Genomic DNA, 12,399 nt, shown 5'->3' on the forward strand with positions numbered 1-12,399 from the left:
CGGAGCAGCGGTACGGGCTACCGAAGGGGTCGGCCATGGCCACGATGGACTCGCGGTCCGAGGTGCAGCGCACGTCCTGCTGGGTGGTGGAGCGGCCCGGTCCGATCGGCTCGACCCCGCTGCGGCGGGTGGAGCGGTCGGTGCCGGAGCCCGGGGCGGGCGAGCTGCTGATCGAGGTGACCGCCTGCGGCGTCTGCCGCACCGACCTGCACCTGGCCGAGGGCGACCTGCCGCCCCGGATGCCGCGCTGCACGCCGGGGCACGAGATCGTCGGACGGGTCCGGTACGCGGGTCACGGCGCCGCCGAGGACTTCCGTCCGGGCGACCGGGTCGGCGCCGCCTGGCTGGCCGGCACCTGCGGTGAGTGCCGGTTCTGCCGCAGCGGCCGGGAGAACCTCTGCCCGGACTCCCGCTACACCGGCTGGGACCGGCACGGCGGCTACGCCGGCCATGCGGTGGTCGACGCGCGCTACGCCTATCCGCTGCCCGAGGGCCCGCCCGACGAGGAGCTCGCACCGCTGCTGTGCGCGGGGATCATCGGCTACCGCGCCCTGGAGCGCGCCCAGTTGCCGACCGGTGGGCGCCTGGGCCTCTACGGGTTCGGCGCCTCGGCACACCTCACCGCCCAACTCGCCCTCGCGCGCGGCGCCACCGTGCATGTCCTGACCCGGTCGGAGCAGGCCCGCCGACTGGCTCTGGAGCTCGGTGCGGCCTCGGCGGGCGGCGCGCAGGACAGGCCGCCCGAACCGCTCGACGCCGCGATCCTGTTCGCTCCGGTCGGCGATCTGGTCCCCGTCGCCCTGGCGGCCCTCAGCCCCGGCGGCACGCTCGCGGTGGCCGGAATCCACCTCACCGAGGTCCCGCCGCTCGACTACCAGCGGCACCTGTTCCAGGAGCGCACGCTGCGCAGCGTCACCGCCAACACCCGCGCGGACGGCCGCGCCTACCTCGCCGAGGCCGCCCGTCACCGGCCCGCGGTCCATGTCCAGCGGTACCGGCTGGACCAGGCCGACACCGCCCTGGCCGATCTCGCGGCCGACCGGATCACGGGTGTCGCCGTGCTGCTGAACCACTGAGCGGCCCACCGTCCGACTCTTCCGGTCACTCGCACCGCCGACGCTGGTCAGTGCAGGACGACGCAGCCACGGTCGGCGAGCGCCCGGAGCAGGGCGCGGGAGGGGGTGACCTCGTTCCAGCGCACGTCCAGCTTCTCCAGGGCGGGCAGTTCGGTGAGCCAGTCGGGGAGCGCGGTCAGTCGGTTGGCGCGCAGGTCGAGCCGGCGCAGCAGGGGCAGTCCGGCGAGCGGTTCGGGGATCGTGGTGAAGGCGTTCTCGCGCAGTTCGAGCTCGCGCAACTCACCGAGGGCGCCCACGGATTCGGGCAGATCGGAGAGGGCGTTGCCGCGCAGCCAGAGCTCTCGGAGCCGGTGCAGTCGGCCGATCGACGGCGGAACGACGGTGAGGCGGTTGTGTTGGGCCCGCAGTTCGATCAGGCTGGTCATCTCGCCGATCTCGACCGGGAGTTCGGTGAGGCGGTTGTCGCCCACGTTGAGGTGGCGCAGCTCCGTCAAGCGCCCGAGCTCGCCGGGGAGGCGGGTGAGCGCGTTGTCGTGCAGATAGAGGAAGTCGGTCAGCCCGGCGAGTTCGCCGAGTTCCGCCGGTACCGAGGTCAGGGCGTTGTGGCCGAGGTCCAGGGTGCGCAGCCGGCGCAGGCCGCCGATGGCGGGCGGGAGCTCGCTGAGCCCGTTCTCGGCCAGGATCAGTACCTCGAGATCGGTGCGGGCCCAGATCTCCTCGGGCACTGCACCGAGCTGCTTCCGCCACAGGTTCATGCCGCCGACGATACCGGCGCGCCTCTCGGCGGGCGGGCGCGGATCCGTGTACCGGTGGAGGTAGCGAGGCAGCGGACGTGAACCGCTCTTCCCTGATCTGGAGGTCCCGGATGACCGACCCGCTCACCACCTGTCTCTGGTTCGACGGCCGGGCCGAGGAGGCTGCCAACCACTATCTCGCGATCTTCCCGAACTCCAAGCTCGGCCGGATCGGCCGCTACACCGAGGCCGGGCCGGGGCCGGCGGGTTCGGTGATGGTGGTCGAGTTCGAGTTGAACGGCCAGCGATTCGTGGGGCTCAACGGCGGGCCGCAGTTCACCTTCTCGGAGGCGATCTCGTTCCAGATCCCGTGCGCCGACCAGGCCGAGGTCGACCACTACTGGGACCGGCTGGGCGAGGGCGGCGAGGAGGGGCCGTGCGGCTGGCTCAAGGACAAGTTCGGCGTCTCCTGGCAGGTCTTCCCCGCGGAGCTGATCGACATGGTCAGCGATCCGGACCCGGTGAAGGCCGCCCGGACCACCAAGGCGATGTTCGCCATGAGCCGGCTGGACCTGGCCGCCCTGCGGCGGGCGTACGCGGGCGAGTAGAGCCGACAGGGCGGACACGGTGGCGGGCGGCTGGCGGCTGGCGGCAGGCGGCAGGGCGCGCTCACCAATCTGCTCAACCCGAAGATGGGTGTGTTCTACGTGGCCGTGCTGCCGCAGTTCATCCCGCCGGGCGCACCGCACTTCACCATGGGCCTGCTGCTCACCTCGGTGCACATCGCGCTGGGCCTGGCCTGGTCCGCCGTGCTGATCGTCTTCGCCGGCGCGTTGCGCGGCTGGCTGCAGCGCCCGAGGGCGCGTCGCCTGCTGGACCGGATCACCGGCACGGTCATCGCAGCCTTCGGCATCCGCCTGGCCCTCGGCGACTGAGGCGGCAACCGCCCGAGGCCCGGGCCGGCGAGGCCCGAGCTTCCCGCGCCCTGAGCACGGAGGCTCAGGGCACGGGCGCACGGGAACCGCAGCCGGCCGCTGCCACCGGCGCCCCCCTCAGTCGAGCCGGGCCTCGAACGCCAGCGAGCGCGCGAGTTCCTCGATCCGCTCCTCGGCCAGGCCGCGGGCGCGGAACCAGGCACCGACGTTGCGCACATCGCGCTCCAGGAAGGAGCGGCCGCGCGGATTGGCGATGACGTCGACGATCTGCGGGACGTCGATGATCACCAATCGGCCCTGGTGGACCAGGATGTTGTACGCCGACAGGTCACCGTGCGCATAGCCGTCGCGGGCCAGCAGCGACAGGCTCCAGCCGAGTTGGTCCCACAGGTCCTCCAGGTCGGCGTCCTCGGGGCGGACCTGGGCGAGTCGGGGCGCGGCCTGACCGGAGGGGTCGCCGATGAACTCCATCAGGATCTCGGTGCCCAGGATCTGCACCGGGTAGGGCACCGCCACGCCCGCCTGCCAGAGCCGGGAGAGCGCGGCGAACTCGGCGGCGGCCCACTGGCCGGCGATGGCCTGCTTGCCGAACTCGGTGCGCTTGGCCATCGCCCGGCTGACCCGGGACTCCTTGTGCGCGCGGCCTTCCAGGTAACCGGAGTCGCGGTGGAACATCCGGTGTTGGCCGTCGCGGTAGCGCTTGGCGGCCATCAGGGTGCGGCGGTCGGTGCCGGGCACGGCGCGCTCGATCAGGAAGACGTCGCCCTCCTTGCCGGTCTTGACGATGCCGAGCTCGCTGTCGACGGCGGCCAGCTCGGTGACCACCCAGTCGGGCCGCGGCTCGGGGCCCTTCTCACTGGGCGTCGACTGGTCCCAGGTGGACCAGCGGTCGCCCTCCGGCGGGCCGTCGACGGACGCGGCCGGCCCCGGCTCGACGTCCTGGTCCTCGAACAACGGGTCGCCGGAGTACCGGTCGGCGGAGTACTGGTCAGGGGAGAACCGGTCGGCGAAGGCGACGTCGTACGCGTCGTCGTCGAACTTGCGGCGGTTGGAGCCCTTGGAACGGATGCGGCTGAAGGACTCGGCGTTGGAAAAGCGCTCGCGCACTGGGGTGATCTCCTGCGGGAGGGCCCACCGGAGGGTGCGTCAGCGGACGCGTCGTCAGCCGGCGGGCGAGAAAAGAGGGACGGCGTATGGCGCGCAGGCGAAGGCGCGCCGCATCTCGGCGGCAACCACGGAGGCGCACCTCCCCTCTCTCTCGTCGCAGGGCCCGCTCAGCGCGGGCCTGTTCCATGCGCTACGCAGGAACTCGACGATCTTATCGGGCGCGGCGCCGCCCGCAAGCGATTTACCAGCCCATCCAGCAAGGCATTGGTCCTTCTAGGGCAGCCAGTGGCAGCCAGTGGCGTACCTGTTGGTTGATCAGGGGGCATCGGGTCTACCGTCGGGCTCACCGGCGGAATGACGTTCTGGGTCCAGAACGTCAGACCGTGCAGCCCTTCGGAGACAGCGGAGCACCCAAGATGGCCAAGATCCTTTTCGTGATGACCGGCGCCGACTTCTGGACGCTGAACGACGGCACCAAGCACCCCACCGGCTTCTGGGCCGAGGAGGCCGTAGCGCCGTACCGGACCTTCAAGGCCGCCGGCCATGAGGTCACCGTTGCCACCCCCGGTGGGGTGGTGCCGCCGCTGGACCGGGCGAGCCTGGCACCCGAGTACAACGGCGGGCAGCAGGGCGCCGACGAGATCGCCGCGGCCCTCGCCTCGATCGAGGAGTTGCAGCAGCCGGTCAAGCTCGAGGACGTCCAGCTGGCGGAGTACGACGCGGTCTTCTACCCGGGTGGCCACGGCCCGATGGAGGACCTCGCGGTCAACGCCGACTCCGGGCGCCTGCTCACCCTGGCGCTGACCAGTGGCAAGCCGCTCGGCGTCGTCTGCCACGCGCCGGCCGCGCTGCTCGCCGCCAAGAACGCCGACGGCAGCTCGCCGTTCGCCGGCTACCGGCTGACCGCCTTCACCAATGCCGAGGAGATCCAGGGCGGCCTGGCGGCCAAGGCCGAGTGGCTGCTCCAGGACCGGCTGGTGGAGCTCGGCGTGGACTTCCAGGAGGGCGCGCCGTGGGCCCCCAACGTGGTGGTCGACCGCAACCTGGTCACCGGCCAGAACCCCGCCTCCTCGGGACCGCTGGCCGTCGAGCTGCTCAAGCTGCTGGGCTGACCGCGCCGGCCACCGAGCCGGGCCGCACAGGTCGATGCCGCCACTGCGGCCGACGCGGCCGACGCGGCCGACGCGGCCGACATCTGCCTGGCTCTGGTGGCCGGCCTGGCAGCCGCCCCGAACGCCCGGCGCCTGCTCGGCCCGGCGATCGACGCGCTGCCGGCCGGCCTCCTGACCGGGCTTTCGGCCCAGGACTGACCCGCCGGACCAGAACCAACCCACCGGAGCAGAACTGACTGCCCCTCAGATTCCCGCCGCCTGCCGAAGCGCGAACTGCCGGACCACCGGTGGGATCCGGTAGTGCGGCAGGGCGTCGCGGTGCGGCTGGTCGCGGCGGACCAGGCGCAGGTCGCAGAGCCGGTCCAGCAGGTCGTCCACCCGGGCCGCGCCGAGGCCGAGCAGGTCGGCGGCCTCCTGCAGGGTGAAGCCGGCCGCGGCCAGGGTGCCGAGCCCTGCGGTCAGCCGCAGGTCGCTCGGCTCGGCCCCGGCCAGGCACCGCGACAGGTAGGCCCGCAGGTCGAGGTCGCCGACCGAGAGTTCGTCCAGGCAGAGCGGGCTCTCCAGCAGCTCGGCGAGCCGGGCCAGCGGCCAGTGCGGCCGGGACACCAGCCGGGCCCCGGCGATCCGCACGGCCAGCGGCAGCAGCCCGCAGGCCCGGACGATCCGGTCGGCGGCGGCCGGCTCCGCGCCCACCCGGCAGGCCCCCGCGATCCGCGCGAGCAGGTCCACGGCCTCCGCCGGGTCGAGCTCGCCGATCTCGAGGAGTTGCCCGCCGGTCAGTCCGGACAGCCGCGAACAGCTGGTGACCACCGTGGCGCAGGAGCCCGTGGTCGGCAGCAGCGGCCGGACCTGCGCCTCGGTCGATGCGTTGTCGAGCAGGATCAGGATCCGGCGGCCGTGCAGCCGCTCGCGGTAGAGCCGGATCCGGTCGGCCAGCAGCTCGGGCACCGCCTCGCTGGGCAGACCGGTGGCGCGCAGCAACTCGGCGAGCGCGTCGGTCGGATGGCACGGTGTCCCGTCGGGGGCCCGCAGGTCGATGTAGAGCAGGCCGCCGGAGTAGCCGTCGCAGACCTCCCGCGCCACGCTGTTCACCAGGGTGGACTTGCCCGCGCCACCCGGGCCGGAGACCACCAGCAGGGTCCACTCGCTGGGCGCCGACGGCTCGGGGGCCAGCAGCTCGCGCAGTTCGGCCACGACGGCCCGCCGGCCCACGAAGTCGGCCGCTCCGGGTGGTAACTGGCTGGCACTGCCGAGCAGTTGCACCGGCCTGGGCGCGCAGTTCAGTCCGGGGACGTCGACCTCGCGGCGGCCCTCGATGACGGCCTGCTGCAGGCGCTGCAGGACCACCCCGGGCTGCAGGCCCAACTCCTCTACCAGCAGCCTGCGCACCGCGTCGAAGACCAGCAGCGCTTCGACCTGGCGGCCGGTGCGGTAGAGCGCGATCATCTGCTGGGCGCGCAACCGCTCGCGGAACGGGTGGGCGGCGACCAACTGGTCCAGGGCGGCCAGCGCCTCGTCGTACTGGCCCAGGCCTAGCCGCACGTCGATCGCCGACTCGGCGACCACCAGGTGCCGTTCGGCCAGCCGGATGCTCTCCTGCTGGACCAGCGGTGAGCGTTCCATCCCGTCGAACGGCCGGCCACGCCACAGGGCCAGTGCCCGTTGGAACAGGGCGTCGGCGCGTTCGAGTTCGCCGCGCCGGGCGGCGGCTGCCGCCTCGCCGGCCAGCGCCTCGAAGCGGCCGAGGTCGATCTCCTGCGGGTCGAGGGCGAGCAGGTAACCGCCCGGTCTGCTGAGCACTCTGGGCCGCTCACCCGGCCGCTGCAGCGCCTTGCGCAGGTAGTGGATGTTCACCTGAAGGTTCTTTGCCGCCGTACGCGGCGGATTCCCCCACCAGAGCGCCTCGGTGAGGCGCTGGGTCGACAACGTGCTGTTCGGCAGACAGAGCAGCGCGGCGAGCAGGAACCTCGGTTTCCCCGAACCGAGTTCGACCCGCTCCTCCCCGATGCTCACCTCGAGCGGACCCAGCAGACTGAACTCCATTCGTCCCCTCCCCGATGCTGGAACGGTCCGTACACACAGTGCAACACTGCGTCAACTCCGCAGTATCCTCGCCAGATGATCACAAACCGTCAACGGGGCCTGTGGCCAGTGTTTCGGCCAAAGCCTGCAGCAGCCGGCGGCCGGCCGCCCGCCGGTCGGTCGGCAGCGCGGTGAACGCCCGGGCCAGGTCGGCCACGTCGGCGAGTTCGGCGGGGCCCTCACCACGCAGCAACTTCCGTGCGCCCCGGGCTCGTTGGACCAGCGCAAAGGCGGTGGCCGCCTGCTGGGCGAACAGGCCCAGCCAGTCGAGGTCGCGCAGACTGGAGCGCTGTGCCGGGTCCCGGTCGAGGACTTCGAGTACGCCGATCACCCGGTCGCCGTCCAGCAGCGGGGCGGCCATCAGCGCACGGGGGACGTAGCGGGTGGACTCGGCGATGGCGCGGTCGAAGACGCCGTGCTCGGCCAGGTCGTCCACGATGACCGGTTCCCCGGAAACCAGCACCCAGCCGGCGATGCCCCGGGTCGCCGAGAAGCGCTCGCCGACCAGGAACTCCTCCCCCTCGCCGGAGACGGCCTCGAAGACCAGCTCGTCCGCTGCCGGATCGTGCCCGATGATCGAGCTGGCCCGGGCCCCGAAGACGCCGCGTGCGGCCTCCACGACCGACTGCAGCAACTCCCGGTCGCCGGCCTCGGACTCGGTGACGGCGAGGGCGGTGGCGAGGGCGTCCTGACGGTTCAACGGGTACTCCTGACGTTCGCCGCGGTGAGATGGAGCAGGCTCTTGACCTGGAAGGGCGTCAGCCCCGGGTGGCTGCCGATGAGTCGGGCGCAGAGCCCGGCGACGTGCGGGGTGGCGAAGCTGTTGCCGGTGCACTGGCGGGTGCCGCCGTCCAGCCAGGCCACCGGGACGTCGACGCCGCGGGCGAAGAACTCGACCGGCGGCACCGGGTTGTAGATCACGTGCTCGGGGTCGGGCAGGTCGTGGCTGCCGACCGAGATCACCGAGGAGAAGCGCCACGGGAAGCTCTCGATCCGCAGGTTGTGCGCGGAGGCGACCAGCACGGTGCCGGAGAAGTACGCGGAGTCGGCGAGTTCGTGCAGCCGCAGGACGAAGTCGCGTTTGGCGGTGGACAGGCTCATGTTGATCACGTCGAAGCGCTGCTCGACCGCCCAGCGCAGCCCGGCCAGCAGGGCGTCGCCGGTGCCGGAGAAGCCCGAGCCGAGCACTCGCAGGCTGACCAGGTCGCAGTCGGGCGCCAGCGAGCGGATGATGCCCGCGCAGGCGGTGCCGTGGCCGCAGGTGTCGCCGACCGGGTCCGGTTCGACCCGCAGCTGTCCGTCGGGCGCGGCGGTCACCGTGTGGGCGCCGGCCAGCGGGCCGACCGCGGGGTGGTCCGGGGCCACTCCGCTGTCCAGGACGCAGACCCGAACTCCCCGACCGGTGCTCCGACTTGCCTCGGGCTCTGGGTGCGGGCCCGGCCAGGCGTTCTGCAGCGAGAGCTGCACGCCCGTCAGGTCGGTCAGCCGCCAGCTGAGCGGTTCGCCGCCCGGGCGCTTCCAGTGCGGCACGGTCATCGCGGTCCGACTCCGTCACCTAGTGCCAACGCCCGGGCGGCGCCGACCTGGTGACCCTTCTCCGCGAAGGCTCGGGCGGCCCGGGCGGCGACGGCGCGGGCCTGGGCGTGGTCGCCCGCCGTCAGCAGTACCTCGGCCCGACCGAGCAGTGCGTGGGCCTGGCCGACCGGGGAGTCGGTGGCCGCCGCGGCTCGGACCGCCTCGGCGGCGAGCTCGCGGGCTCGGGTGAACTCCCCCTGCCGGGCGAGCAGTCGGGCGTGCAGGGTGTTGCGCTCGGCCAGTTGCAGGGGGGAGTCGGTCGGGCCGTGCTGGTCGACCAGGAGCGCCGAGGCCTCAGCCACCCGGGCCTGGTCCAGCAGGAGCGCGGCGAGCGCGCTGGTCGCCGTCTCGAAGGTGGCCGCATCGCCTGACCGGCTGCTGAGTTCGCGGGCCTGGCGGAACCGCTCCTCGGCCGCCCGGGGCGCTGCCGCGAGCGTCTCCACCAGGCCCGCGAAGGTCTGGATCGCCGCCTGCGGCGCCGCCACCCCCAGCTCCTCCGCGATCCGGCCGGCCTCTGCCACCAGGGCGCGGGCCTCGTCGTGCTGTCCGCCCATGGCGAGCAGCACGGCCAGCGGGCAGCAGAGCGCGGCCCGCACGGCCGGTCGGCCGCCGGCGTGTGCGGCCAGCAGTTCCCGGCACCGGGCGACTGCGGCGCCGGCCGGTTCGGGGCCGAGCCAGAGCGTCACCGCCAGTCCGCCGAGCGCGGTGGCCTGCTCCAGCACCGCACCGGACCGGTGCGCACAGCGCAGTGCGGCCTCGAACTCGCGGGCGGCCTCGACGTACCGCCCGCGCGCCTGGCGGCCGTGGGCGACCGCGAGGCGGGCCCGGGCCTGTCCGAGGTCGTCGGCGGCGGCGGTGAAGACCGGGAGCAACTGACTGGCCGTACTGAGCAGCTGGGACATTCCGGTGTCGGGGAGTTCCAGGTAGGCGAGCTGCAGCCGGGCGTGCGCGAGCAGGCAGGGGTCGGGAGTGACACCAGGCCCGCCCGTGCCGGCAGCCGACGCCACGGACGCTGCCGAGGGCAGCGGGGCCACCGGGGCCGGCGCAGGACCGCCCGAGCCGGCCAGGGCCTGCCCGACGAGCAGGTCCGAGAGCAGCCCCCTGGCCCGCTCCCCCGCCCCCGTGGCGATCAGCGCCTCGGCCAGACGCAGCTGCGCCGGTGCTCGCTCACCGCTCTCCCCATCGGCCAACTCCACCGCCTGCGTCAGGAGTTCCACCGCCCAAGCGCACTCGCCACGGCCCAGTGCCTGCTGACCGGCCGTCAGCAGATGGCGGGCCGCCGCTGCCTTCAGCTGCGCGGCTTCCTGGTCCACGGCAGCACCCAGCGGCCCCAGTTCCTGTCGGTGGCGGTAAGCCTCGGCCAGGTGTCGGCCGACCAGTTCGTGCCGGACCGGCTCGGCCTGCGCCAGCCATCCCGCGTACCGCTGGTGCAGCACAGCCCGCTGCCGCTTCGGCAGCCCCGCCCCGCAGACCTCGCGGACCAGCAGGTGGACGAAGCGGTACTCGGCGAGGCCGTCAGGGCGCCGGCCGGCCGACTCCAGCAGGCGGCGGCGTACCAGTGACTGCAGGGCGGAAGCGAACAGGCCCTGGGTGGCGGGTAGTTCGAGGGCCCGTAGGCCGGGGACGGAGAACTCCCGGCCGATCACCGAGGCCCCTTCGAGCACCTGGCGCTCGACTGCCGGCAGTCGGTCCAGCCGGGCGGCCAGCAACGCCTGGATGGAGGGCGGGAGTTCGTCGACCGAGCCGCCGTCGGTGAGCACCGCCACCAGCTGTTCGGCGAAGAGCGGGTTTCCCTCGGCGATGGCCGCCACCCGACGGACCGTCGCGCTCTGCCCGGCGGCGGCATCGTGCAGGGTGACCTCGGCGCAGGCCGCCACGAGTTCCTCGCAGTCGGCGCCGGAGAGCGGTCCGAGGACCAATGAGGTGGCCGAGAGCTTTCCGCTGCCCCAGTGCGGGCGCTGGTCGAGCAGGTCGGCGCGGGCCAGGCAGAGCAGCAGTAGGGGCGCACCGGAGGTCCAGTCGGCAAGATGGTCGATCAGGTCGAGCAGGGTCGGCTGCGCCCACTGGAGGTCGTCGAAGAGCAGGCAGACCGGCCGTTGCGCGCCGAGTGCCTCCAGCAGGCGGCCCAGGGCCCAGAAGGTGTCCTCGGTGGCGGCAGCGGTGCCGTTCAGCACCGATTCCAGCAGTCCGGCGGCGGCCGCACCGTCGGGGTCGGCCAGCAGCTCCCGAAGGGTGGCCGCAAAGGCGCTCGCTGCCTGGTCCGCCCCCTCCCCGGCGGCCGGTCGGAGCGGCGCCAGCAGCTGGCGCAGCAGCTCCGCCAGGGCCTGCGGCACGCCCGCCCCGCCGTACGGCTGGCAGCGCAGCTGCCCCAGCACCGCGCCATGCTCCCGCAGCGCCGCAGCGAACTCACCCGCCAGCCGGGACTTGCCGACCCCCGGGTCGCCGAGCAGGGTGAACAGGTGACAGCTGCGCTGGGCCAGGCTGCGCTGCCAGGCCAACTCCAGTTGCTGCAGCTCTGTCTGACGACCAATCAGATCAGCAGAACGCAACAGCGGCCGCCCGGCTCCGTTCGGGTCGGGGTCGACGGCGAGCAGCCGCCAGACCGGCAGTGGCTGGGACTTGCCCTTGACCTGGAGCGGCTCGACCGGCTCGGCGGTGACGTACGGCGCGACCACCTGGTGGCTCACCGCACCGAGCAGGATCCCGCCGTCGGGCGCGTGCTGCTCCAGTCGGGCCGCGACGTTGACGGTGTCGCCGGACACCAGGGCGTGGCCGTCGCCGAACTCCCGGGAGTAGAGCACCTCTCCGGTGTTCACGCCGACCCGCAGCTGTAGTCGGACGCCCAGCGCGGCGCCCAGTTCCCCGTTCAGTTCGGCGAGCGCGCGCTGCATGTCCCAGGCCGCGCGGACCCCGCGCAGCACATCGTCCTCGTGCACCCGGGGGACGCCGAAGACCGCCATCACCGCGTCGCCGATGAACTTCTCCACGGTGCCGCCGTGGCGTTCCAGGCAGTCGCGCATCAGCGTGTAGTAGCGCAGCATCACCTCGCGCAGCGCCTCCGGGTCGAGCCGCTCGCCGAGCATGGTGGAGCCCGCGAGGTCGCCGAAGACCACGGTCACCGTGCGCCGGGTCCGCACCACCTCGTCGGCGGGCTGGAGCGGGCGGCCGCAGGCCATGCAGAACCGGGCTCCGACGGCGTGCGGTCCGGTGCACGACGGGCAGTCCATCCTCGCTCCCCCTCCACCATGGTCAAAGACACGCATGCTCCGAAGAACAGGCGCGCTCAGAAGAACAGGCCGCCCACCATCTGGTGCGCCACGACCTCCGGTGCGACCTCGTCCAGGCGGTGTTTGACCTCGGTGAGCACCGCCAACTCCTCGGCCGTCAGCACGGCCAGCACGGCCCGCTGCTCGGGCGTGAGGTCCTCGATCGGGAAGCCCGAGGCCCGCAGCTGCTCCAGCCGGACATCCGGTTCCATCGTCAACACCTCCTGTGGGTGGACCGGTTGCCGGCCCGGCACGGGAACGGCGAGCGTTCCCGCGCCGGGCCCGGCGGACTACCAGACCACGCCGCCGACGGTGTCCGAGTCGCTGGAGTGGGCGGCGACCTCGCCGTCCAGCTTCGCCTTGATCGAGTTGATCACCGCGACCTCCTCCAGGGACAGGCTCGCGAGCACCGCGCGCTGCTCCTCGGTGGCGCCCTCGAAGCTGTGGCCGTTCGAGGTCAGCATCTCAATGGGGTTGAACGCCATGTCTGTTCTCCTCTGTCCGTGAAACTA

General features: G+C 73.0%; 12 protein-coding genes. 4 read left to right on the forward strand and 8 right to left on the reverse strand.

Going from position 1 to position 12,399, the window contains the following annotated elements; translation table 11 throughout:
* The first annotated feature begins 35 nt into the window (after window positions 1-35).
* On the forward strand, window positions 36-1,076 hold the full coding sequence (locus tag BR98_RS13880) for a zinc-dependent alcohol dehydrogenase family protein (RefSeq protein ID WP_232247412.1): 1,041 nt from the start codon (window positions 36-38) through the stop codon (window positions 1,074-1,076).
* A 47-nt stretch (window positions 1,077-1,123) separates the two neighbouring features.
* Here the strand turns inward: BR98_RS13880 and BR98_RS13885 are convergent, their stop codons facing one another.
* Window positions 1,124-1,831 (reverse strand): leucine-rich repeat domain-containing protein, encoded by a 708-nt coding sequence (locus tag BR98_RS13885; protein ID WP_035844813.1) that lies wholly within the window; start codon window positions 1,829-1,831, stop codon window positions 1,124-1,126.
* A gap of 110 nt (window positions 1,832-1,941) precedes the next feature.
* Here BR98_RS13885 and BR98_RS13890 point away from each other — a divergent pair, with 110 nt between their 5' ends.
* Both BR98_RS13890 and BR98_RS13895 read left to right on the forward strand, forming a co-directional pair.
* Window positions 1,942-2,418, forward strand: a complete 477-nt coding sequence (locus BR98_RS13890) for a VOC family protein (protein WP_035844816.1) — start codon at window positions 1,942-1,944, stop codon at window positions 2,416-2,418.
* Window positions 2,419-2,448: 30 nt separating this feature from the next.
* A complete protein-coding gene (locus BR98_RS13895; RefSeq protein ID WP_267886122.1) occupies window positions 2,449-2,745 on the forward strand; it encodes a LysE family translocator in 297 nt (98 codons plus the stop codon).
* A gap of 117 nt (window positions 2,746-2,862) precedes the next feature.
* Here BR98_RS13895 and BR98_RS13900 read toward each other — a convergent pair whose 3' ends face one another.
* Entirely contained in the window at window positions 2,863-3,852 is a 990-nt protein-coding gene (locus BR98_RS13900; RefSeq protein ID WP_035844817.1) for a serine protein kinase RIO, read from the reverse strand.
* A 416-nt stretch (window positions 3,853-4,268) separates the two neighbouring features.
* On the opposite strand from BR98_RS13900, the gene BR98_RS13905 reads away from it, so the two are divergent.
* Complete coding sequence (locus tag BR98_RS13905; RefSeq protein ID WP_035844818.1) at window positions 4,269-4,964, forward strand: type 1 glutamine amidotransferase domain-containing protein; 696 nt, start codon at window positions 4,269-4,271, stop codon at window positions 4,962-4,964.
* Between the two features lie 243 nt (window positions 4,965-5,207).
* Here BR98_RS13905 and BR98_RS13910 read toward each other — a convergent pair whose 3' ends face one another.
* From BR98_RS13910 to BR98_RS13935, 6 genes are all read right to left on the reverse strand, one after another.
* Window positions 5,208-7,007 carry an AfsR/SARP family transcriptional regulator gene (locus BR98_RS13910; RefSeq protein WP_051969746.1) on the reverse strand — a complete coding sequence of 600 codons (1,800 nt, stop codon included), beginning with the start codon at window positions 7,005-7,007 and terminating at the stop codon, window positions 5,208-5,210.
* 79 nt (window positions 7,008-7,086) lie between these two features.
* Complete coding sequence (locus BR98_RS13915; protein ID WP_051969747.1) at window positions 7,087-7,746, reverse strand: GAF domain-containing protein; 660 nt, start codon at window positions 7,744-7,746, stop codon at window positions 7,087-7,089.
* On the reverse strand, window positions 7,743-8,582 hold the full coding sequence (locus BR98_RS13920) for a S8 family peptidase (RefSeq protein ID WP_035844819.1): 840 nt from the start codon (window positions 8,580-8,582) through the stop codon (window positions 7,743-7,745). The genes BR98_RS13915 and BR98_RS13920 overlap by 4 nt, the downstream gene beginning before the upstream one ends.
* Window positions 8,579-11,848, reverse strand: a complete 3,270-nt coding sequence (locus tag BR98_RS13925; RefSeq protein WP_035844820.1) for an adenylate/guanylate cyclase domain-containing protein — start codon at window positions 11,846-11,848, stop codon at window positions 8,579-8,581. The genes BR98_RS13920 and BR98_RS13925 overlap by 4 nt, the downstream gene beginning before the upstream one ends.
* Before the next feature lie 56 nt (window positions 11,849-11,904).
* Window positions 11,905-12,099, reverse strand: a complete 195-nt coding sequence (locus tag BR98_RS13930) for an aroma-sacti cluster domain-containing protein (RefSeq protein WP_035844821.1) — start codon at window positions 12,097-12,099, stop codon at window positions 11,905-11,907.
* 78 nt (window positions 12,100-12,177) lie between these two features.
* The gene (locus tag BR98_RS13935; RefSeq protein ID WP_035844822.1) at window positions 12,178-12,372 is read right to left on the reverse strand and encodes an aroma-sacti cluster domain-containing protein; all 195 of its coding nucleotides are present in this window, start codon (window positions 12,370-12,372) and stop codon (window positions 12,178-12,180) included.
* Between the last annotated feature and the right edge of the window lie 27 nt (window positions 12,373-12,399).

The sequence above is a fragment of the Kitasatospora azatica KCTC 9699 genome, from assembly GCF_000744785.1.
In the GTDB taxonomy this organism is placed as follows: Bacteria; Actinomycetota; Actinomycetes; order Streptomycetales; family Streptomycetaceae; genus Kitasatospora; species Kitasatospora azatica.